A 24,602-nucleotide genomic window follows, 5' to 3' on the forward strand; every position below is an offset into this window, starting at 1 on the left:
TTTTAATGAAAGTTTTACACATCACATTTTCTGATACCGGAGGGGCCGGGGCTGCGGCACTACGCCTGCACAAAGGTTTGCTTTCTGTTGGCGTAGCAAGCAAATTATTGGTTATGGAAAAACGAACCGATAATGAAGAGGTGTATGCGTACCCAAAGAAAAATAAATACCTGATTTTGTTTTTGAGGGTGTTGAAAAAGATGCGCTTACCGCAAACGCTCGAACATAAGAACGACAATTTATATAAAGGCTTTAAGGGCAACTTCGAGTATTTTTCTTTTGCTAAAACTTCTTTCGTCGAATTGCCAACGCACCCTTTGGTGCAGCAGGCCGACGTAATCAATTTGCACTGGATTCCGAATTTTGTAGATTATACCTCGTTTTTTGATCAGGTAAAAAAGCCAATCGTTTGGACACAGCACGACATGAACGCCTTTCAGGGCGGTTTTCATTACAAGGATGATAATTTCAGGAACGATCACCTGCATCAATACAATAACGAGCAATATCAGCAGAAGCTGCTTGGCCTCTCGCGGATAAAAGAAAGCCAGCTGGTTGTAGTTTCGCCATCGAAATGGATGTACAACGAAGCAAAAAGTTCCGAAATTCTCGGCCGGTTTAAGCATGTTCACATTCCGAACGGCCTCGATCCGCAGCTCTTTTATTTCAAGGATAAACAAACTTCGGGGCCCGATTTCCGCCTCGATGGTAACAAAATTAAGGTGCTCTTTATTTCGGAGACTGTTAAAAGCATCAGAAAAGGTTTTACCCACATTCTCGATTTGTTGAACGATGCCGAAATTGCCCAAAAGTGTCAGTTTATTGCCGTGGGCAGTATTAAAGAATCAGACAAGGTAAAAGGCGTAAAATATTTGGGCAAAGTGAACTCGGAAGCGGCAATAAGCGACATTTACAACATGGCCGACATTTACCTGCTGCCAAGCCTCGAAGATAATTTTCCTAATGTAATGCTGGAAAGCCTCGCCTGCGGAACGCCCGTGGTAGGTTTCGATATTGGTGGCCTCAAAGATTTGATTACTAATGATGTGAACGGATATCTTTCTGAAAGTATTACCGTGAGCGGGCTTAAAGCAGCCTTGTTAAAATGCATTGATCATATTGGCTCATTCGATAAAAAAGCAATTGCTAATCAAATCGGAACACGATACAATACTAAAATACAGGCCGAAAGCTACCTTAATATTTACAAAACTCTTAACCCATCAACTGGTGAATAAAATTAAAGAAACTTCCGGATCGGTAGCCAGTATTCTGCTAAAAATTGCTGCGCAGGCAGTTATCGGGCAGTTTACTTACACCAAGTTTCCGTTGCCCGTAGTGGTGCTTGCACTTTTACTGGTCATCTTCTTGTTTTTTATCTCGCTTTACAAGAAAGATTATTTCTCGTTTTTAATGCAGCTTTTTATCTGCAATCACTATACTTATGGTTACGAAATAGGCGGAACGTTTAATCTGGCCGCCACCATAGCGCTGGTGGCTTACCTGCTCAACTATGGTTCGAGCTATTTTGCCGAAACCTCGTTAAAAAAGCCGATTTTATTATTGACGGTTATTTTTCTGTTTATTCAGTGCTGCAGCCTTATTTATAGTCGTACCCCAACCAGCCTGAAAATCTCATCGGCCGCCTGTTTGTTCAACTTTTTCTTTTTGTTTTATTATGCCTCAAAAATACAGCTCGATGCCGATAAGTACATCAAAATTATTCAGGTAACGGGGATTTACTTTTGCTTTATGTTTGTAAACGCACTTAATCAGCGTTACGAATATTTTTTATCGCCGTTTGATTTCTTTCCAAATGTTGGCCCTAACGCCACCTGGGAACTCGATATTCCACGTGCAGCCGGAACGCTGGGCAACTTTGAGTATTATGCCGAATATTCCATTTCGCTTATTGCACTATGCCTGCCCGGCGTATTAAGTGGGTCGTACAGTAAAGTAAGTAAAAAGTTCATGTTTTTTTGCATCGGTTTGCTCGGGCTCGCCTTGCTGGCCATTGTTTTATCAGGCACCCGATCGTCGATCTTGTTGCTGCCGTTTCTGGTAATATTAACCATCTTTTTGCTGGCTAAAAGAACAAGTTTTAAGAATCTGGCTATTGGTGCCGCAGGCGTTACGCTTTTCTTTATCATTAATAGTATACATACCATTGTAGATTTTAGCATCTTTACAAAACGAAGCGAAGAGGTTGATATGAAACATGTTACGTTAGAGAGTGTAATGAGTGGTAAGGACATGAACAGGGGTGAGATATTTGCCTATGGCTTCGAAAAAATGCAAAAGGCAAATCTGTTTCTGGGCGAAGGTTTTTTTACCAACCGCAATCAATATGTAATTACGCATTTTGATAAGATAGATCCCAACGGTATTCCCGATTACCATAACCTTTACATGAGTGCGGTGGTGCTTTGGGGGTATCTGGGCGCACTTATTCTGATATTTTTCTTCTTTTTTAGCCTATATCGTGGCTTCAGGCTCTATTTTAAGCTGAAAAAACAAGATTTCTTTCTGGTCGACCTGCTTTTGGGCTTCAATTTGCTTTTCTTGTTTTTTATGGTCAATCAGTTTAAGATCCAGTTTATCAGAGATGCAAACTATTTTATGCTTACGTTGATATTACTGGCCTTTTATAACTCCCTTATACATTTATTATCCAAAAAAGTGGTCGTTATCCCTACCCAACAAATTAAATTTTATGAAAATAGCAGTACTACTCACAACCTATAACCGGCGAGATAAAACGGTGGCCTGCATTAATAGTTTGAAGGCTCAGCACAATCTCGGCGATATTGAATTAACGGTTTTTTTAACTGATGACAATTCTGCAGACAACACCGTTGAGGCAGTGACAGAAATTTTTCCGGATGCCAGAATTTTACGGGGAAGCGGCTCATTGTTTTGGGCAGGCGGCATGCGAAGCTCGTGGAATGAAGCCCTGAAATCTCAGTTCGACTTTTATTTATTGTTAAATGACGATACCGTACTTGCCAACCATACACTGCGTACGCTGGTAAATAGTTACCAAACCGTATATAAGCAAACTCAAAACGAGGCCATTATAGTGGGCAGTACAAGCGAGTTTGGCGAATCGAAAGTTATCTCTTACGGTGGCAAAAAATTAACTTCAAAGTACGATATTAAGTATGCAACCGCTTTTAGCGAAACGGAGATTGTTGCCTGCGACCTCGGCAATGCGAACATTATGCTTGTTCCGCATGCCATTGTAAATAAAATTGGCATTTTATCTACCGTTTATACCCATGGTATTGCCGATTACGATTATACTTTGCAGGCAAAAAGAAATAAGTTTGGCGTGTATGTAGCGCCCGGGGTTTTGGGCCATTGCATCGATGACCACGGCAACAACTGGAAATCATCGCAAAACTCAACGCTTAAAGAACGCATCACGTTTTTAAAAAGCCCCAAAGGTTTAGCCTACCACGAACACCTGCACTTAATAAAAACTTTTTTCCCGCTTTCGTTGCCCATGGCTTTTGTAAAGCTGTGGCTAAAAACACTATTTCCCTTTCTTTGGGATAAATTTAAAACAACACATTAACGCTCAAAATTAAATGGAAAGAAAACCTGTTCATGTTTCCTATTTAACACAAGTTCCCGGTCCGTACCGCGAGAGAATGCACGAGTTGGTTTCCGAATTCGGCGATTTCTCTTACGATGTCATCTACTGTGCAAAGGTAGAACCGAACCGCAAATGGAAATTAAGCTATGGCGATTATCCCATGTATTTTTTGGCCGAAAAGGCCGAAACGTTTCGCCACAATAACCTCAACGTATGGGGGTTGTTAAATAAACTTAACCCCACAATTTTAATTATAACAGCTTTTAAACCAACAATGCTGTATGGCGTACTCTGGTGCTTGTTGAGGGGCAGGAAAATTATTGTGTACAACGATGGTACCTACGATTCGGAGCAACACCTTTCGTTTACCCAAAAACTGATCAGAAAACTGGTATATAAGGTAACGAGCGCTTTTATGGCCCCCGGCAAGGGAACCGTAGATTTGTACAAAAGTTATGGCGTTGCAGAAAAAAAAATCTTTAAGAGCTGTTTATGCGTAGATAATACCCAGTTCGAATACCAGCCCATGCAACAAAGGCCTTATCATATATTGTACTGCGGGCAGATTACCGAGCGAAAACTACCGTTTTTATTTACCGATGTGGCCATAAAACTTAATAAGGAAATCCCAAATTTTAAAGCTTTAATTGTTGGCGATGGGGCCTTAAAAGACGAAATGTTGCTTCGATTGGACAAAAACAACGTGGATTATCATTTTGCCGGCTTTTTAGATCAAAAGTCGTTACTATCTTATTACGCCAAAGCCAAAGTGTTTTTATTTACCACCATAGATGATGTTTGGGGCATTGTTGCAAACGAAGCCTGCGCCAGCGGAACGCCGGTAATTACCAGTAAAGAGGCGGGCGTTGCCGGAGACCTGATTTTAGACGGAGAAAATGGGTACGTTTTGCCACTAGACGCAAATGTTTGGGCAAACACAATTAAGGCGTTATTAGAAAATGAACAACAACTGGAAACCTTCGCCGAAAAAGCAATGGAAATTGTAAAGCCATTTAATCACCAGCAGGCGGCCGACGGGTTAAGGCAGGCAGTTAATTGGACACAACCGGCTAAAAAGAACCAAACCACACTTACACCGCTAAACTTATAATCATCCTTCAGCTATGGAGCCTCAAAGCAAAGAAAAATACAAGGTTTTGTTCGTGTTGCACTTGCCACCCCCTGTGCATGGCGCAGCAATTGCAAACAGCTACATAAAAAACAGTAAGGTTGTTAATAGCGATCATGAAACCGATTATGTGAGTTTGGCAACCAATACCGTATTGGATCAAACCGGGAAGGGAAGCTTTAAAAAGCTCATTACTTTCGTCTCTATCCTAAAAACGCTTACCAGGCTGTTGCGATCCAAAAAATACGATCTGTGCTACGTATCGCTAACCGCAAGCGGCCCGGCTTTTTATAAGGATGCCATTGTGGTAGCCTTGCTGAAGCTGTTCAAACAAAAAATAATCTATCATTTTCACAACAAAGGCGTTTCCTTTACCAAACAAAACGCAGTTAATGAAGCGCTTTATAAGTTTGTTTTCAAAAACACAAAGGTTATCCTGTTATCGAAATACCTTTACCCCGATATTGAAAAATATGTTAGCGAAGATGATGTCTATTATTGTCCTTATGGCATCCCCGCAAGCACAATTGTTCGCGATTCGGTAGGTTTTAAGGAAGCAGATAATAAACTTAGCCTGCTCTATTTATCAAACATGATGATTGAGAAAGGCGTATTTGTTTTATTAGAGGCCTGTTCGATCTTAAAATCGAAAAACATCGCCTTTAAATGCAATTTTGTTGGCGGATGGACCGACATTACGCCAGAAGAGTTTGAAAACTATCTGGTTAAGCACGATTTGCAGAATGTAGTAGTGGCCCACGGGCCAAAGTATGCCGAAGAGAAGCTGGCTTTTTTTGATAACTCCGATGTTTTCATTTTTCCAACCTTTTATCACTACGAAACTTTCGGCCTTGTAAACCTCGAAGCCATGCAGCACAGCATCCCGATTATTTCAACGAAAGAGGGTGGGATTCCGGACGTAGTTGTTGATGGGGAGACGGGTTTTTTAGTGAATAAGCAAAGCCCTGCCGAGCTCGCCGAACGCATTGAATACTTTGCTTCGCACCCAATGGAAGCGATAATTATGGGCGAAAAAGGAAAAAAGAGATTCGATGAGCATTTCACCATGGAAAAATTCGAAAAAAATATCTCCGAAATAATCACAAAGGCAATTTCAAACATTTAATTTTGTTGTATTATTTGTGATACAAAATGAAAAAAATAAAATTTCAAAACGGCGAAATTTTTAAAAAAAACGCGGTTTTTTATATTGTCATGTAAATGTCTTTAATTTTTTTCGTTAAAACTTTCAAAAATATTTATTGTTTAAGCTGCTCTTGTTTAGTTCTTTATAGGATATTAATTTGCTACCTTTGTGCCACACCAGCAAATTATTTCTATTAATGATTAAGATTCCCGTAGATCATTGTCTAAATTATTGCGTTCTCAAAATGGCACACATCCGATTTTTTCTCGGTGTGGTTTTTTTTCTAACTTGTAACATCTGCGTTGCAAGTACGTATTATTTATCTTCCATATCCGGCGATGACAACCGGTCGGCAAGTGAGGCGCAAAACCCCAACACCCCGTGGAAAAGTATCACTAAACTGAACGCATATTTTGCCAGCTTAAAGCCGGGCGATAACGTGTTGTTTAAAAGAAATGAAACCTTTTACGGCACCATTTCAATTAACGGCTCTGGTAGCGATGGCAATCCGATCACTTTCGGTGCCTATGGTACAGGGAGCAATCCTATTATTACCTCTCTTGTAACTGTAAGCCAGTGGCAAAGCGTGGGCAATGGCATTTACGAAAGCACCAACGCAGCCTTTGGCTCGAGTGTGGCTGTTGTGCTCATTAATAACAAGCCACAGGAAATGGGGCGCTATCCCAATTCTGATGCCGCCAACAAAGGCTACCTCACTGTCGAATCGAACAATGGGAAATCGTTAAGCGATAGCAAAATCAATTCGGGTAACAACTGGAAAGGTGCCGACGTGGTGATCCGTAAAATGCACTGGATTATAGACCGGCATCCAATTACTTCGCACTCGGGGGCCACTATTTCTTATACAGACCCAGTTGGACGGTATTTCCCGGCAAACAAGTTTGGCTACTTCATACAAAACGACATTCGGACGCTCGACAAGTTTGGCGAATGGTATTACAATCCGGCTTCGAAGAAAATATCCGTTTATTTTGGCTCAACGCCACCTTCGTCTTCAACGGTTGAGGTAAGTACGCTCGATAACCTGATTTATTCGGATCGGCCCGACGGCAGGTTCACCAATTTCACTTTCGAAAATTTGACACTGCGAGGCGCCAACGCCCATGGGGTTTCGATCAGCTTCGGTAAAAATTACACCTTAAGAAACTGCAACATTGAATACCTGGGCAACTGTGGTTTGAACGCCTATTCGGTTTCTAATTTTACAGTAGAAAATTGCAATTTTATCGGTGCACAAAATAACGGTGTTTATTTGAACGAAAAATGTAATGGGGCAGTGGTACGGAACAATACCATTCAAAACACCATGGCTTTTCCGGGCTTAGGGCAAAATGGCGACCACAAAGGACTTGGAATGTATGTAGGTGGCGATAACATTCTGGTTGAATACAACAAGGTGATGAACACCGGCTACATTGGAATTTATTTTGCCGGTGAATCTATCAACGTGAAAAACAACCTTGTTGACGGTTTTTGTTTGCTTAAAGATGATGGCAGTGGTATTTACACTTTTAGTGGCGATTCGAACTATGCTTATACCAACAGAAAGGTTACGGGCAACATTATTTTAAATGGTATTGGGGCAAAAGAGGGAACTACCTCAACAACCCCGCCCGCCAAAGGATTTTATGCCGATGATAATTCTGCGGGCATCGAGGTTTCTAATAACACCATTGCATCAATTACCGACCAGGGAATTTTTGTTCACAACGGCCGGAACATGAACATTACCGGAAACACCGTTTTTAACAACGGTACGCAGGTAGCTTTCGCCCATGATGATTATGGAAATGCCATTACCAATGTGTCGTTAAAAGGAAATATTCTGTTTTCGAAAACTGCAGATCAGAACATTCTGAAAATGTCTAACAAAGATGCAGACATTGCCGGAATGGGAAAGCACGACAACAACTATTATCCTCGTCCTTTCGATTCAAGTAACATCATCAACGTTGAGCAGTTTACCAACACCTCATCTTACAGTTCAAGGTATTACGATTTGGCCATGTGGCAATCGAACTTCAAACAAGATTTGAGCACGGTAAATAGCCCGGTTAAGCTTTCTGCTTATAAAGTAAATAACCTTGTGGGGGCGAACAGATACCCGAACGGGAAGTTTGACGGGAATGTTGGTGGAACAGTTTTTTACGCATCGTCTGGCGCTGCTGCAGCCACCTGGGATAATTCAAACAAACTCGGTTCCGGAGGCTCGGTTAAGCTTGCGGCTGGCAAACCATCATTTCTCCTGCTGAATATTGGCGCAGTTGACGCCTCGAAGAAGTATATTTTAAAATTTAACGTAATTGGAAACAAAGAAGCCAACATTACCGCTTTTTTAAGGCAGTACAACAGTCCCCACAGCACAATTTCATCGGTAAGCACCGTAAAAGTTCAAACCAGTGCCAACACTTACGAATGTTTGTTTTCATTTCCTAAAACCGAGGCCAATGCCTGCATCACTTTTGGTTCTGATAATAATGATTTAACATACTGGCTGGATAATGTAGAGCTTTACGAAGCAAACGTAACCAACACCAACCCCGATGATCATATCCTGTTTGAATATAATGCCAGCCAATCGCCTAAATCAATTTCGCTAAACGGCACCTATGTTGATGCTAAAAATGTGCGGTATTCGGGTTCGGTAACTATTGCGCCATATGCTTCTATTGTTTTAATCAGAACATCGGCTGCACCGGCAAATGTTACGCCAGCCGCACCAGTTGTTACCGGCGACGACAAAACCAACATCTTGTCGGGTAAGCACGACTTATACGGATCGGATATTGTAGTAAGCGAAAACGGCGGAGCATTTCAGGCTTACACTGCGGCAATAAATGTAGGCAATGTTGACAGACCTGCCGGCTACTGGAAATTCAAGATCAAGGCGGCCGATGGCCGAAACGAAAGCGCCGAGGTGCCTAGTCCTGCATTTACAATGGAGATGATTACGCCCACACCTCCAGTTATGGTGGCCAACGATGTAAAGAACACGCTGTCTGTATCGCACGCCGTTTACCCGAACGAGATTATATATAGCGTAAACAACGAAAGCTATCAGCCATATGCCGGCGAGATAAATGTTGGCAATGCCTCCGTTCAGCAAGGTTATTGGAAATTTAAAATTAGGTCGGCAAAAGACAGAAACGAGAGTGAGGTTGTGGTAAGCCCTGTATTTACTCAGGTAAGCACACCAACTGCGCCCAAAGTTGTAGCTAATGATGAATTGAATACCTTAACCGCCAGCCACGATACTTATGCCTCGGGCCTGATGGTGAGCATAAATGATGGTGCCTACCAACCATACACGGGGCCAATTGATGTGGGCAACGTTGCCCGACCGAGTGGTTACTGGAAATTTAAAATAAGCGCTTCAAATGACAGAACGGAGAGCACCGTGGTTAGCAGCCCTGCATTTACCACATCAATCATAACAACAACCCCGGCTCCACCAAGCCTTACGGCAGATGACAATGCCAACACCCTTACCGCTACGCATAGCAATTACCCTGCTGACATAATGTTCAGCGAGAACAATGGCACGTACCAGTTGTATACTGGCGTGATCAACGTGGGTAATGTTGCCCGACCGAGTGGCTATTGGAAGTTCAAAGTCCGATCTGGGGAGGGGCGGACGGAGAGTAGTATAGTTAGCAGCCCCGCCTTCACCGAAACAATCATAACAACCCCGGCTCCACCAAGCCTTACGGCAGATGACAATGCCAACACCCTTACCGCTTCGCAAAACAATTACCCTGCTGACATTATGTTCAGCGAGAACAATGGCACGTATCAGTTGTATACGGGCGTGATCAATGTGGGTAATGTTGCCCGACCGAGTGGCTATTGGAAGTTCAAAGTCCGATCTGGGGAGGGGCGGACGGCGAGTAGTATAGTTAGCAGCCCCGCCTTCACCGAAACAATCATAACAACCCCGGCTCCACCAAGCCTTACGGCAGATGACACTGCCAATACCCTTACCGCTTCGCAAAACAATTACCCCGCTGATATTATAGTCAGCGAGAACAATGGCACGTACAAGTTATATACAGGCGTGATCAATGTGGGTAATGTTGCCCGACCGAGTGGCTATTGGAAGTTCAAAGTCCGATCTGGGGAGGGGCGGACGGAGAGCAGCATTGTCAGCAGCCCTGCATTTACCACATCAATCATAACAACAACCCCGGCTCCACCAAGCCTTACGGCAGATGACACTGCCAATACCCTTACCGCTTCGCAAAACAATTACCCTGCTGACATTATGGTCAGCGAGAACAATGGCACGTACCAGTTATATACTGGCGTGATCAACGTGGGTAACGTTGCCCGACCGAGTGGCTATTGGAAGTTCAAAGTCCGATCTGGGGAGGGGCGGACGGAGAGCAGCATTGTTAGCAGCCCTGCATTTACCGAAACAATCATAACAACCCCGGCTCCACCAAGCCTTACGGCAGATGACACTGCCAATACCCTTACCGCTTCGCAAAACAATTACCCTGCTGACATTATGTTCAGCGAGAACAATGGCACGTACCAGTTATATACGGGCGTGATCAATGTGGGTAATGTTGCCCGACCGAGTGGCTATTGGAAGTTCAAAGTCCGATCCGGGGAGGGGCGGACGGAGAGCAACATTGTCAGCAGCCCCTCCTTCACCGAAACAATCATAACAACAACCCCGGCTCCACCAAGTCTTAAAGCAGATGACACTGCAAACACGCTTACCGCTTCACATGATACTTATCCTGCTGACATTATGGTTAGTGAGAATGGTGGCGAGTACAAGTTATATACAGGTACCATTAATGTGGGTAATGTAGCAAGACCAATTGGTTATTGGAGATTCAAAATCAGTGCGGCAGCCGGCAGGAACGAGAGCATTTTAGTATCGAGCCCAGCTTTTACCCGGGCACAGGCGTTTTTGGAAGCTGACATTGTAATCTATCCTGTACCGGTTCAAACCACTTTGCATGTTAAATTTCCCGCTGCCCAAAAGGAAGGAACGCTGGAAGTGGTTGCTATGGATGGCCGGGTAGTGAAACGGGCAACCGTTGCCAACGGAAACACAATCACTGATATTGATGTGTCAAATTTGCCAACGGGAACTTATATTCTTCTTTTTAAGAATGGAAATGATAGATTTGCAAAAACGTTTATCAAAATGTAATTAGTTACGCTCTATATGTACTTACCAGTTATAATGCTTCACCATGTGCTCGATTCGCCACACCCAACACTGGCGGAATGGGCGCTTACGCGTTCGAAATTTACCGAAATGCTCGATTGCATTGAGGAGGCGGGACTAACTACAACTACATTTGAACAAATCGTTGAAAATAACTTATCATTAAGCGAGCTCCACAACCATATTGTAATCACTTTTGATGATTGCCCGGTTGCTTTATTCGACTTTGCGATTCCGGAATTGATCAGGCGGGGCATGAAAGCGGTGTTTTACATGCCAACGGCCCACATGGGTGCTTATAACATTTGGGATGTTGAAAACAATGGTGCAGAGCGGGTTGATATCATGAACGGTGAGCAGATCAACCAGCTGGTTGCCCTGGGTATGGAAGTGGGCAGCCATAGCCACCATCACGTTGAGCTTGGCAGCTTAACTGAGGAAGATGCGTACCACGAAATATACCAATCGAAAAAAATATTGGAAGAAACGCTCAACCGCAGCATCTATTCCATTGCCTATCCGTACGGCGATATTCCGCTGGGCTTTAAAACATCGTTAAAAAAGGCTGGCTATAAGTTCGGACTGGCTATTTATTCGCCACGACAACATATTTTTTCGTTAAGAAGAATTGGAATATACCAAAGCGACGATAAGAAAGCAATTGCGTTTAAAATCTCAAGGTCGTTTCACTCGCTCAGAAATCTGGCGTCGCCGATTGTTGCGCTGAAAAAGTTTTATCTGAACAAAAAGGGGTAGCCTTTCTTTCACGGGTCGTCATTCCCGCGCAGGCGGGAATCATAAAGCGAAAGTATAAGTCCTTTGCATTAAGATCCCTCCCGAAGTTTCGGGAAGGATGACGACCGTTCATAGAAAACGCCGCTCTTCCCATGTAATAAAACCCTTCTTCAAAGATGTCCCCGTACGATAGAAGGAGAGGGAAACAAAGCCAGAAGTTTGGACTTACCTAAACGCTCTGGCTTAAAAACACTGTCTATTCAAACCCTCCCTTCTGGAGAGGGTTAAGAACGAACATGCCTAACTTCTACTTATCAACGGGTGGGGCTTCCTTATCAAACTTCTCAATATACGATACCGTACTTTCGATGTTCTTTTTTGATGATGCTCCGAACAATATCGATTCTATATTTGGCAATTTGGAAACATATTCTAAAGCTTCGCTTGGTGGGATAGCACCGCCGGCCAATACCTGCATGGCAATAAAACGACCTTTTTTAGTTTTTAAAACATCTTCGTAGGCTTTTATTGAACCCGACATTCTAAAACCAACTTTATTAATTGATGAACAGATAATCGGGTTTTCGATTCCGTTTCTTTCCAATACTTCGTACAATTTGGGCATGTTCATGGTAATAAAACCGGCCTCGGCATTGTACTTCTTTTTGATGTGATTATAAAAAGCCACCAAAATTTCTTCTGCCCGTAAACCAAGCAACAAATCAGTGATTACATTCTGAAGAAAGATTACCGGAGTATTAATGCCTTTAAACATTTTCATTTCCGCATCAATCATCAATTCCATCAGCGAAATGTAGTCTTTAGACAGCAACGCCATACCACCCTTAAAAATCGACCCGAATAAATTCCCCGGCACATATTGTTTAATGGTTCCTGCAATACCCAACTCGGTTACCGCGTTGGCATATTTATGCGCATAAGGCATGCAAGGGTAAATCTTAAAATCTTTGTATTGCTCAGGATTTTTTCTGATTACATCGCAGATACCGATAATTCGATCGTGCGTGGTACACATAAAAGTATTTAATCCCGCGTCTTGCGCATGATTTAACGTTTTGATAATCGCATCGTCGCTTTTAAACTGAATGGATTGGGCACGCGATTTTTCGTCTGATATATGGTTAACGGCAAAAAACTGATTATCGCCAAAAAGTATTCTTTCCATCTCGTTTATTTATGCTTTTTAATTAATGCTATCGCCTTATCGGTTTCCCAGGCGTTTTCGAAAGTATTTATCGTGTTCGGTTTTCTTTTCATTACCGCATCAATAAAATAGTCTACCTGAGCGCTGTATTCTTCGCCCCGAAGGTTAAAGTTTACCTGATCAGTTAAATCGGTAATGTACTTAACGTTCCAGCCTTTGGTATAGCCGCCGGTTTTATCTTCCTTAACAAATACTTTCAGTTCGTTTGCATCAGAAATAATTTTTCCCTTGGTGCCCATAATGGTTACCGTTGTCGACATTTTGCGATAAGTTTCATCACTCCAGTTTACCGAAAGGATCCCGCTTACCTTGCTCGAAGTTTCTAATACCGCGTAAACGGCATCTTCAACGGTTTGCGAGTAAATCGACTTCAAGGTAGCGCCTTTAACCTCGGTAATGGGAGAAATAATATCGTTCACTAAATCGATCACATGCGAGGCATAGTCCATTAAACAACCACCGCCATCATCCGGATTGGAGCGCCACGAGCTTTGCTTGGCCTTGGTAACAACGGGGCCGTAAGATTCGGCAAGGAAATGATAAACATCGCCAATCACACCCGAGTTGATCAGGCGTTTCACCTCTTTAAATGTGCCCACAAACTTGTTGTGGTAACCAACCTGGTTTATAATGCGGTGTTTGGCAGCAAGCTTAACCAATTCTTCGCCCTGGGCGGTATTTAAGCAAAATGGTTTCTCGGCAAATACATGAATATTTTTTTCGATAGCGTACTTAATAATCTCGTAGTGAAATTTGGTAGGTACGGCTACAAAAATAGCATCGGGCGTAATTTTATCGAGCATTTTCTGAAAATTTGAAAAACACTCCATCTTTGAGTAACGGCTTAAAAAATCAGTGACAATTTTTGAGGTATCGCATACACCAACAATTTCCACATCGGGATGAGCGCCAAGTATTGAGAGATGGGATACACCCATTTTACCTGCACCTACTAATGCTACTTTTATCATTTATATTTTTTTTAATTTAAGGAATATTAATATTACGTCGCCAAAAAAGGTCATTTGATTTTTGATGTTTCTTCTGAAAATTTCCGGACGGTAAAAAATGCGGATTAACCAGGCCATTCTTATTTTAAACCAAAAAGGATGGATAACTTTTTGGGTACCCGCAAACCAGTCGAAAACATTGCCAATGCTAATGATGAGGCAGGGGTGAAGACTATTTTTGGCTGCTGTTGCCCATTTCTCCTGTTTCGGACACGTCATCCCGACAAAAAGGATATCGGGCTTAAAGGCGTTAATAGTGCTTACCATGTGCTGGTTATCTTCTGCCGAAAATTGCGCCTTGAAAGGAGGGGAGTACGTCATCACCTCAATGTTTTTGTATTCGGCATCAATCCGATTTTCGATTTTTTCAAGCGTCTGCTCACTCGATCCCAGAAAAAATACCTTCCCGCCAGTTTTATTGATCCGCTCCATAAAATGGTAGAAAACCTCTGGACCTTGATTTTTCCTAATGTTTTTACCCTTGAGCATTAACGAGGCAAAAGCAAAATACACACCATCCAAAACCAGATAATCGGTATCAACCAGTGCATCTTTAAATACCTCGTCTTTCAACGATAATCCGTATGAATTTGGGCTAATGGTGTTGATTATTCTGGCTTTTCCGTTATTGATCTCAATCTTATTCAAATCATCAGAAAAAACCTTAAAATCCAATACATCTACAAATTTGAGTGAGTTCATCAACTTATATTTTTTTATGATTAATTCTGGTGGTTGCACTTATTAAAATAGGGAGTAGATATTAATAAGTTGACGGTGCTAAATTGATGGTAATTACACGCTTTAACAATAGCCCCATAGGGCCATATTTTGTTTTATTGTCATTCTGAGTTTCAATTCCCGGCTTATCAGACGGGCGCTTGTTTATAAAATCAATCTAAAATGGCAGTTAGCTATCGGATGCAAACCCTCGCTGTCATGATGCGGAACAGCCTGTCCCGATTTCTCCTTTGGTGTGGACACATCTTTGAAGCGTCGTTTTCTAATTACGATTAATCTAAATAACGACAGAATTTTATGGCGTTATCCAAGGACGGTCGTCATCCTTCCCGAAACTTCGGGAAGGGATCTTAATGCGTAAAAATTAGGGCCCCGTATTAATCCCGAAGTTTCGGGACCGCCGGCGCGGGAATGACGAACAGGCGGAAGGAGATATGTCAACACGATTAGATTTTCTCAGGAAAGCCTCCGTAACCTACCTCTCACCGTCATTGCCCACTCACTCGCCCTCTTTTGGCGCTGCTTATTGGCGTTCTGTTTTTCATCGCTTGCAGGTTCGTCGCTATGCTCAGAATGACAGCAAGTGCCTAACGAACCTATTGCAGTGCCGTCTCCCAATCCTTTTTAGACTGTGGGTTTATTAACGTTTTGCGTTCCGTAGCCTGCAAATTCACTTCGTAGCTGCTTCGCGGTCTTCGCTTTGTTCAGAAATACAACAAGTAGGTATTAGCCCTACTTATTGTACTTCTTAAAATCCTTATGCTCAATCTTTTCGAGTGCATCTTGGGGTAAAGACTTAAAGTAATCGAAAGTGATTTTTAAACCCTCGGCACGATCTACCTTTGGCTCCCAGTTTAGCAACGCCTTAGCCTTGGTAATGTCGGGTCTGCGCTGTTTCGGATCATCTTGCGGAAGTTCCTTATACACTATCTTCTGTGTTGTACCTGTAAGTTTGATAATCTCATCGCAGAACTGCTTAATGGTAATTTCATCCGGGTTGCCAATGTTTACCGGTTTCTCGTAGTCAGACATCAGCAATCTGTAAATACCTTCAATCAAGTCGTCGACATAACAAAACGAACGGGTTTGGCTGCCATCGCCAAAAACAGTAAGGTCTTCGCCACGTAGTGCCTGACCAATGAAAGCAGGCAGAACACGACCATCGTTTAAGCGCATGCGTGGTCCGTAAGTATTAAAAATTCTAACAATTCGAGTCTCTACGCCATGAAACGTATGGTAAGCCATCGTAATCGCTTCCTGAAAGCGCTTGGCCTCATCGTAAACGCCCCTTGGCCCAACGGGGTTTACATTGCCCCAATATTCCTCGGGTTGAGGGTTGACATTCGGATCGCCGTAAACTTCTGATGTAGATGCAATTAACATTCTGGCGCCTTTTGCCCGGGCCAGTCCCAGCAAGTTATGCGTACCTAAGCTACCAACCTTTAGCGTTTGAATAGGGATTTTTAAATAATCGATCGGACTCGCGGGTGATGCAAAATGAAGAATGTAATCGAGCTCGCCCGGAATGTGCACAAACTTAGAAACGTCGTGGTTGTAAAACTCGAAATTCTCCAAACTAAACAAGTGCTCAATGTTCGCCAGATCGCCAGTAATCAGATTATCCATCCCAATTACATGGTAATTTTCTTTAATGAAGCGATCGCATAGATGAGACCCCAAAAAGCCGGCCGCTCCGGTAATTAATATTTTACGTCTTGCCCCAGATGGGGAATTTGAAATTCCAGTGTTCATGTATTTTTATTAACCTGTATAATAATTTTTCTCTAGGCGCTCATCTGGCGCAAGCGTCTTGCTTGTGCCTATTTAGTCTTCGACTCCGCTCAGACTGACAACGACTCCGCTCAGACTGACAACGACTCCGCTCAGACTGACAACGACTCCGCTCAGACTGACAACGACTCCGTTCAGATCCGATAGCTATCGGATGACAATAACCTCCGCTGGCGCAAGCGTCTCGCTTGTGCCTATTTAGTAATTGCCTGCATTTAGCTCTCTAGACAAGTCGGGCAGGCCCTTTTCTATAGGATAAAACGAAAAATATCTGTCCTTCGACTCCGCTCAGGATGACAATATTTTGACGAGTTAGGGTAAACTTACCGCTTAAACCGCCGGTGCTTCTACAGCGTCTGACGATAATTGAATGGGCTGAGCTGTATCACCATTTGTTGTAATTTTTTTCCTGCCTACGCTGTTGTAATAATAGCCCAGATCGATCATTTTCTGAAGATCATAAAGATTTCTGCCGTCAAAGATCACTTTTGATTTTAGCAGATTGTCGATCTTGTCAAAATCAGGATTTCTGAATACAGACCATTCGGTTGCAATTAGCAAGGCATCGGCGTTTTCCAGCGCATCGTACATGTTTTCTGCGTAAGTAACCTGATCGCCGATTACATTTCTAACGTTTTCCACCGCTTCGGGATCGAACACCGTTACCGTAGCGCCATGTGCTACCAAGCTTTTGATGATATATAAAGCCGGAGCTTCTCTGATATCGTCTGTTTCTGGCTTAAAAGCCAGGCCCCAAAGTGCAAAATGCTTACCCTGCAAATCGTTTTTGTAGTATTTTAGCATTTTATCAACGATGATGGTTTTCTGACGCTCGTTCACTTCCATTACCGATTTAAGGATCTGAAAATCGTATGCTGTTTCGTTTGCCGCCATTACCAATGCCTGAACATCTTTAGGGAAACAAGAGCCGCCGTAGCCAATTCCCGGAAAAAGGAAACGTTTTCCGATTCTTTCGTCAGAGCCAATTCCACGTCGCACCGCATCCACATCCGCACCAACCAGTTCGCAAAGGTTAGCCACCTCGTTCATAAAAGTAATTTTGGTAGCAAGAAAAGAGTTTGCCGCATACTTTGTCAATTCCGACGAACGTTCATCCATAAATAAAATTGGGTTTCCCTGTCTTACGTACGGACCGTATAATTCGGACATCAATTTTTTGGCACGCTCGCTTTTTGTGCCGATCACCACGCGATCGGGCTTCATAAAATCATCAACAGCAACGCCTTCGCGTAAAAACTCCGGGTTAGAAACCACGTCTACCTGCACATTTGTATTTTGTGCAAATACGGCGCTAACCTTATCGGCCGTGCCCACAGGTACGGTAGATTTGTTTACAATCACCTTGTAATCGGTAATGATTTTCGAAATATCCCCTGCGGCACCCAAAATGTACGATAAATCGGCAGCGCCATCACCGCCTGGGGGCGTTGGCAAAGCCATAAAGATAATTTGAGCTTCCTTAATTGCCGAAGCAAGATCGGTGGTAAAATGTAACCGCCCTTGCTCAATGTTGCGGTGAAAAAGCAGGTCGAGGCCGGGCTCGTAAATCGGCACTTCACCGTTCTGCATTTTTTCTACCTTCGATGCATTTACATCAACGCATATTACATCGTTTCCGGTTTCGGCCAGGCAAGTGCCTGTAACCAAACCTACATATCCTGTACCAACTACAGCTATTTTCATCTTTCTAGTTTTAATTTACGATCGGTTTAAAAGCCGATCAACACAGATATCTTATTAAGCGTACGCTTTCTTTTTGGTCAAATAATCTTGATAGGCGAGTTCAAGCCCTTTCTGAAGTGGGGTGGTGTGTTTCCAGCCAAGGGCATGCAATTTCGATACATCCATCAGTTTACGGGGTGTTCCGTCGGGCTTCGAGGTATCAAAGGCTAAATTGCCTGCAAATCCAATGGTTTCTTTAATCAGCAGGGCAAGATCCTTGATTGTCAAATCTTCGCCGGTGCCAATATTTACCAGGCTCGGGTCGTTGTAATTCTGCATCAAAAAATAGCAGGCATCTGCCAAATCATCAGCAAAAAGGAATTCCCGCATTGGGCTTCCCGATCCCCAAATCGTAACTTCGCTTAATTGCTGTTCTTTTGCCTCATCAAACTTTCTGATCAGTGCGGGCAATACATGCGAATTTTCGGGGTGGTAGTTATCGTTAAAGCCATATAAATTGGTTGGCATTACCGATATAAAATTGCAGGCATATTGATCGCGATAAGCTTCGCACATTTTTATGCCCGCAATTTTAGCAATTGCGTAAGGCTCATTCGTTTCTTCCAAGCGGCCCGTTAAAAGATATTCTTCCTTTAATGGTTGAGAGGCTAGTTTTGGATAGATACAGCTTGAGCCCAAAAACATCAGTTTTTTAACGCCATGCACATAAGATTGATGGATAACATTGTTTTGTATCGCTAAATTCTCGTATAAAAAGTCGGCTCTGTAGGTATTGTTCGCTACTATTCCGCCAACTTTGGCCGCCGCAAGGAAAACGTAATCGGGTTTTTCTTTTTCGAAAAAATCTGCCACCGCTGCTTGGTTTCGCAAATCGAGCTCGCCCGATTGTTTGGTTACCAGGTTGGTGTAACCCTCATTTTGAAGTTTTCTGTATATGGCTGAACCAACCATACCCCGGTGTCCGGCAATGTAAATTTTATCGTTCTTTTCCAATGTTATCGATTGAGGAGGTTAACTTATTTAAATAGCTTATTCGAATTGATTTTTAACTGCATATCCGGCTTCTTTCAGCATCAGCTCCTTTTTGAAGTGATCAACGTCTGTCGCCATCATTTCTTTTACCAGTCCTGCCAGATCGTACTGAGGTTTCCAGCCTAGCTTGGTTTTAGATTTTGTTGGGTCGCCGATTAATAAATCCACTTCTGTAGGGCGGAAATAAGCCGAATCTACCGCTACAACTTCTTTGCCCAATGGTAGCAGGTAATCAGGGTTTGAGCACGACGCCACGTAAGCTTTTTCTTGTGCGCCTTCGCCCCTAAACTCGAGTTCGATGCCCACTTCCTGAAACGACATTTTAACAAAGTCGCGAACGGTAGTGGTTACACCAGTGGCAATAACATAATCTTCGGCAACATCTTGTTGAAGAATCAACCACATCGCCTCAACATAATCTTTTGCATGGCCCCAATCTCTTCTCGCATCAAGGTTACCCAGGTACAACTTATCTTGCAAACCAAGGGCAATTTTAGAAACGCCACGGGTAATTTTTCTCGTTACGAAAGTTTCGCCTCTTAGCGGGCTTTCATGGTTAAACAAAATTCCGTTACACGCATACATGCCGTAAGCCTCGCGGTAGTTTACCGTAATCCAATACGCATACATTTTTGCTACGGCGTATGGCGAGCGTGGATAAAATGGCGTGGTTTCGCTCTGCGGAACAGCCTGAACCAAGCCATACAATTCTGAAGTAGATGCCTGATATATTCTGGTTTTCTTTTCAAGGCCCAATATTCGTAACGCCTCTAACAACCTTAAGGTACCTATGCCATCGGCATTTGCAGTATATTCTGGTGTATCGAAACTTACCTTAACGTGGCTCATGGCGCCTAAATTATAAATCTCGTCGGGTTGTACCTCTTGTACTATTCTTATCAGGTTGGTCGAGTCGCTTAAATCGCCGTAATGCAGTTTAAAGCGGATGTCGCTTTCGTGAGGGTCTTGGTATAAATGGTCAATCCGATCGGTATTAAAAAGAGAACTTCTTCTTTTGATACCATGTACCTCGTAACCTTTTTTTAGCAGTAAATCTGCAAGATAAGCGCCGTCTTGGCCGGTAATACCTGTTATAAGAGCTTTTTTCATTTTCTAGGGATGAGGTATGTTCCTCGTTAAGTTTTAATTTGTTACACCTTTTGATCAAAGTACAACCCACTATTTTAGTTGTTTTGATATGGTTACGAAATTATTCAAATCCAACAGTGCCAGCAATAGCCCTTTATTACTATAGGACCCGATCAGTTACAATATTTCGAAACGTTAATGTTTGTAATAGATTAAAAAAGAGATGACTTGGCTATTTTTTTTAAATGTGGGCAGGTGAAAGCAAAATTATTTTAAAAAATCCATCCAAAAAATGTTTTTTCTTGGGTTGTAAATGTTTAACTCCCTAAAAAGAATGCTGGTTCGGCAATTTTTGTGACCTATTTTGAACTTCCGAGGAAAGTTTTCGTCGATTTGCATAGATATTTCAGTCTCTTTTGCTACGCTTATAACTTTTTGAGCTAAAAAAATTGAAAAATTATGCCTGGGTTGATTTATGTTGACATATGTCATCGAAATAGGTAGTTAGCATGAATTTGTTGTTTTGTCTGTATATCTTTACAGAAATTCTTTAAAATTAAATCAACGGGACGATTTAGATTAAACTTAAAGGCTCTTCAGGATTGTGGACCTTAAAGACTTTTTAATGGCATTTTATGCCTTTAAACGCAGTTGGCACTAGCCAACTGCTTTTTTTTTGCCCAATATGATTTCAAAACCGAGCTAAAAGCCACTGTTTTAGCCATCTTTTATTATCTGCTCACTTTTTCTACTAAATCTTCTATAGAATAAGGCTTGGCAACATAGCCATCGAAATTAGAAAACAATGGGTTTTTAAATTCTGTGTCGTCCGTTACTGCCGCCGTAAACAAGAGCACCTTAATTTTGGCATTAGCCGGGTTCGATTTAATTTGGTCGCAAATCTTTCGTCCGTTGTGGTGCCCCATATTATAGTCCATCAAAATTATTTCTGGCTGAAATGATTCGATCTGGTCGAAAATGTTGTTCGCATCCGCTATAGCGAGCACCTCAAAGTCGTACATTTCTAAAGCAATTTGCGTTGCCTCCAATATTGACACTTCATCTTCAATAAGCATGATTCTTTTCATAGGATTGATTTTAAGGCATGAGTTTATTTAACTAATTGCGGGAACAATTGTTTGTCAATGTTTAAGTACAGATCAGATGTCTTCATTTATCGATTGGTTAAAAACAAGCGTTCTCTAACTGGATGAAAGCGATTGGAGGCTTAAAATTCGGCTTGGGCCATAAAAAAACCGTAAGCCAAACATTTGTTCAACTTACGGTTCTGCTTTTGTACCCCGGAAGGGATTCGAACCCCTGACCCACGGTTTAGAAAACCGTTGCTCTATCCAACTGAGCTACCGAGGCCCATTTTTTAAATGTCTGCAAATATAGAAGTTCTAATTAATAAGCGAAAATAAATTTTAAACTATTTGCCGATTCCTTTTAGCCGCTGAAATAAGTAATTAGTTACAAAGTATTTAAATTACGGATCGCTTAAATATTTCAGACGGAAATTGCAGCGTTTGAAGTTTTTTCGATTAAGTAAATCCGGCGAATACCGGCGAAGTGCAAATATTCTTCGAATAACGAATCGCCCCATTCTTTGAAATTTGCTAAAATTTACTCGGATTGCTGTCTGCTAAATAAATTTTTATTTGTTTAAAATATAATTTAGATTTGTCTAAAAATTAATTTAGATAAGCTTCAATCATGAAATCCCTATTACTTTCGCTATCCTTTTTAATCGGCATGCATGTTGCTTTTGCGCAAGTCGGAACAATTAACGGTATGCTAATTTCAACTAATGCACCACTAGCAAATATCAACATCAAGCTGGCAGGTTCCAGTCGAACCATTAAATCGAACTCGGAGGGAAGCTTCCAGTTATCAGGACTTAGTTATGGGAGCTATGTGCTTAGCTTCTCTGGCATCGGTTACGAGACCAAAACCCTGAAAGTTTCGTTGAACTCGCCAGTGATAAATGTTACTGCGGAAATGGCTCCCGCCAATGCGAATTTGAGCGAAGTTGTGGTAACAGGGGTAAACCGCGCCACCGAACTCCGAAAAAGCCCTATACCAATAGCGGTGCTATCTAAAAAGGCCATGGAACAAAACGGGGGCACCAACCTAATCGAATCCATTGTAAAAGGCGTTGCAGGCGTTACCGCGGTTACAACCGGGCCGAACGTATCTAAGCCTTTCATCCGGGGTTTGGGGTACAACCGGGTGTTAACGCTCTACGATGGTTTGCGACAGGAGGGGCAACAGTGGGGCGATGAGCATGGGATAGAGGTAGATGAATATGGAATATCGCGTGTTGAGGTGGTTAAGGGCCCCGCAAGCCTTAGCTACGGCTCTGACGCGGTAGCGGGCGTAATCAACATGATTCCAGCCAAGCCCAACTTCTTAGATAGACAACTAAACGGCGATTTTAGTACCAATTACCAAAGCAATAATGGCCTTTTCGGCGCCTCACTTGGGCTGGGCTATGCCATTAACAATTGGAAATTTACCTTGCGGGCCACCACAAAAGCTGCGCACAACTACGAGAATAAAATCGATGGCCTCGTTTTCGGTACCGCATTTAAAGAATACAACCTCTCTGCAAGCGCCCGTTTAGATGGCAACTGGGGATTTACCAAAACTGCGGTTACCTATTACGATAACAAAATGGAAATTCCGGATGGGAGCAGGGATTCGCTGAGCCGCCGTTTTACAAGGCAGGTGTTAGACACTGGCGACGATATCAAAAACCGACCTGTTGTTGACGAAGCCGATTTGGATCGATACGTGATCAATCCGTTGCACCAGCGCATTCAGCATTTCAGGTTTTACAACAACAGCCAGTTTAAGTTTAAAAGCAGCGATTTAAACCTGTTAATTGGTGCGCAGCAAAGTGTTCGGCGAGAATACAACCATCCTACAGCGCCAGGCCAGGCGGGGTTATACGTGGTTTTAAATACGCTTAATTATGATTTGAAGTATAATTTACCCGAATTTGCCGGCATAGAGAGTACTGCGGGCATTAATGGCATGTATCAAACCAACAGGAGCAGGGAGGCGACTGATTTTCCTATTCCCGATTATAATTTGTTTGATGTTGGGGGCTTTTATTTTGCTAAAAGAACGTTGGGCAAGGTGGCCGTATCTGGAGGACTGCGAATTGATCGGCGTACCATCAACTGGCCGGATTTTTACGTCGGTACTGATCCGCTAACCGGATTTGGGAAACAAAGCACAGTGAATGATGCGGCGGCAGATCTGCAGTTCCCAGCTTTTAAAAAAGCATACTACGGCGTTTCTGGTAGCGTGGGGTTAACATACAACGTTTCTGAAAAGGTGTTATTGAAAGCGAATCTGGCAAGAGGTTACCGGGCACCGAATATCACCGAAATCGGATCAAATGGGTTAGACCCCGGTGCTCACATTGTTTACCTGGGGAACCGGACTTTTAAGCCCGAGTTTAATCTTCAGGAGGATATCGGCGTGATGGTCAATTTGCATGATGCCGATTTTAGCCTTGAGGTATTTAACAATGATATTCAGAACTATATTTTTCAATCACGCCTTACCGATGTTAACGGCAATCCTGTAGTTATCGTTCCTGGTAATTTGACTTATCAGTATCAGCAGGCCAAGGCCCGATTGTATGGGGTGGAAGTGGCCGCAAACCTGCACCCATCAAACATCAAATGGCTCAGCTTTAATCATAGTTTCGCTTATGTTGTCGGCTTAAATAAAAGCGAAGAATTACTTAGGGCGCATGGAAAACAAGCGAAATATTTACCCTTCATTCCACCGCTGCAAATTCGATCGGAGGTTAAGGTTACCGCGCAACAGCCCATCGGGTTTTTGGCAAGTCCGTACTTTAAAGCCGATGTAGCAATATTTGCCGATCAGAACAAATTTTATGCACTCGACAATACAGAAACCTTCACCAAGGGCTACACCTTGTTCAACGCGGGGATGGGAGCGTCGTTCCGGGCAAGATCGGGAAAAGTTGTTGCCGATCTGTTTGTTCAGGTAGATAACATTTTCAACATTGCTTACCAGTCCAATTTAAATCGACTCAAATATTTCGAATATTACCAATCGTCTCCAAACGGCAAGTCGGGGATTTACAATATGGGCAGAAATTTCAGTTTCAAGCTGATTATTCCTTTTTAGAAAGGAGAGGCTCGCGGCATAT

Annotated in this window: 16 protein-coding genes and 1 tRNA gene; 8 read left to right on the forward strand and 9 right to left on the reverse strand. The window is 42.7% G+C overall.

The window, feature by feature from the left end; translation table 11 throughout:
• Positions 1–5 precede the first annotated feature (5 nt).
• The 7 genes from IZT61_RS01205 to IZT61_RS01235 all read left to right on the forward strand — a co-directional run bounded on the left by IZT61_RS01205 (position 6) and on the right by IZT61_RS01235 (position 11,836).
• Entirely contained in the window at positions 6–1,238 is a 1,233-nt protein-coding gene (locus IZT61_RS01205) for a glycosyltransferase (RefSeq protein ID WP_196099393.1), read from the forward strand.
• Positions 1,231–2,745 (forward strand): O-antigen ligase family protein, encoded by a 1,515-nt coding sequence (locus tag IZT61_RS01210; protein ID WP_196099394.1) that lies wholly within the window; start codon positions 1,231–1,233, stop codon positions 2,743–2,745. The genes IZT61_RS01205 and IZT61_RS01210 overlap by 8 nt, the downstream gene beginning before the upstream one ends.
• On the forward strand, positions 2,714–3,577 hold the full coding sequence (locus IZT61_RS01215) for a glycosyltransferase family 2 protein (RefSeq protein ID WP_196099395.1): 864 nt from the start codon (positions 2,714–2,716) through the stop codon (positions 3,575–3,577). Before IZT61_RS01210 ends, IZT61_RS01215 begins: the two co-directional genes overlap by 32 nt.
• 13 nt (positions 3,578–3,590) lie before the next feature.
• Positions 3,591–4,709 carry a glycosyltransferase family 4 protein gene (locus IZT61_RS01220; RefSeq protein ID WP_196099396.1) on the forward strand — a complete coding sequence of 373 codons (1,119 nt, stop codon included), beginning with the start codon at positions 3,591–3,593 and terminating at the stop codon, positions 4,707–4,709.
• Between the two features lie 13 nt (positions 4,710–4,722).
• Entirely contained in the window at positions 4,723–5,853 is a 1,131-nt protein-coding gene (locus IZT61_RS01225; RefSeq protein ID WP_196099397.1) for a glycosyltransferase family 4 protein, read from the forward strand.
• Between the two features lie 265 nt (positions 5,854–6,118).
• Positions 6,119–11,062: a right-handed parallel beta-helix repeat-containing protein gene (locus tag IZT61_RS01230; RefSeq protein ID WP_196099398.1), complete on the forward strand. Its 4,944-nt coding sequence runs from the start codon at positions 6,119–6,121 to the stop codon at positions 11,060–11,062.
• A gap of 15 nt (positions 11,063–11,077) precedes the next feature.
• Positions 11,078–11,836, forward strand: coding sequence for a polysaccharide deacetylase family protein (locus IZT61_RS01235; RefSeq protein WP_196099399.1), 759 nt, complete (start codon positions 11,078–11,080; stop codon positions 11,834–11,836).
• A gap of 286 nt (positions 11,837–12,122) precedes the next feature.
• Here the strand turns inward: IZT61_RS01235 and IZT61_RS01240 are convergent, their stop codons facing one another.
• The 9 genes from IZT61_RS01240 to IZT61_RS01280 form a co-directional block, all read right to left on the reverse strand.
• Complete coding sequence (locus IZT61_RS01240) at positions 12,123–13,001, reverse strand: aldo-keto reductase family protein (protein WP_196099400.1); 879 nt, start codon at positions 12,999–13,001, stop codon at positions 12,123–12,125.
• A 5-nt stretch (positions 13,002–13,006) separates the two neighbouring features.
• On the reverse strand, positions 13,007–14,011 hold the full coding sequence (locus tag IZT61_RS01245; protein ID WP_196099401.1) for a Gfo/Idh/MocA family protein: 1,005 nt from the start codon (positions 14,009–14,011) through the stop codon (positions 13,007–13,009).
• On the reverse strand, positions 14,012–14,752 hold the full coding sequence (locus IZT61_RS01250) for a WecB/TagA/CpsF family glycosyltransferase (RefSeq protein WP_196099402.1): 741 nt from the start codon (positions 14,750–14,752) through the stop codon (positions 14,012–14,014).
• A 771-nt stretch (positions 14,753–15,523) separates the two neighbouring features.
• Entirely contained in the window at positions 15,524–16,543 is a 1,020-nt protein-coding gene (locus IZT61_RS01255) for a UDP-glucuronic acid decarboxylase family protein (RefSeq protein ID WP_196099403.1), read from the reverse strand.
• 369 nt (positions 16,544–16,912) lie between these two features.
• Complete coding sequence (locus IZT61_RS01260; protein WP_196099404.1) at positions 16,913–18,286, reverse strand: UDP-glucose dehydrogenase family protein; 1,374 nt, start codon at positions 18,284–18,286, stop codon at positions 16,913–16,915.
• Positions 18,287–18,340: 54 nt separating this feature from the next.
• Positions 18,341–19,279 carry a GDP-L-fucose synthase family protein gene (locus tag IZT61_RS01265; protein WP_196099405.1) on the reverse strand — a complete coding sequence of 313 codons (939 nt, stop codon included), beginning with the start codon at positions 19,277–19,279 and terminating at the stop codon, positions 18,341–18,343.
• A gap of 36 nt (positions 19,280–19,315) precedes the next feature.
• Positions 19,316–20,428 (reverse strand): GDP-mannose 4,6-dehydratase, encoded by a 1,113-nt coding sequence (gene gmd / locus IZT61_RS01270; RefSeq protein ID WP_196099406.1) that lies wholly within the window; start codon positions 20,426–20,428, stop codon positions 19,316–19,318.
• A 710-nt stretch (positions 20,429–21,138) separates the two neighbouring features.
• Entirely contained in the window at positions 21,139–21,495 is a 357-nt protein-coding gene (locus IZT61_RS01275; protein WP_196099407.1) for a response regulator, read from the reverse strand.
• Positions 21,496–21,704: 209 nt separating this feature from the next.
• Positions 21,705–21,778: transfer RNA gene (locus IZT61_RS01280), tRNA-Arg, on the reverse strand.
• A gap of 345 nt (positions 21,779–22,123) precedes the next feature.
• Between IZT61_RS01280 and IZT61_RS01285 the strand changes: the two genes are divergently transcribed.
• Positions 22,124–24,580: a TonB-dependent receptor gene (locus IZT61_RS01285; RefSeq protein WP_196099408.1), complete on the forward strand. Its 2,457-nt coding sequence runs from the start codon at positions 22,124–22,126 to the stop codon at positions 24,578–24,580.
• Positions 24,581–24,602: the final 22 nt, after the last annotated feature.

This window comes from Pedobacter endophyticus, assembly GCF_015679185.1.
GTDB lineage: Bacteria > Bacteroidota > Bacteroidia > Sphingobacteriales > Sphingobacteriaceae > Pedobacter > Pedobacter endophyticus.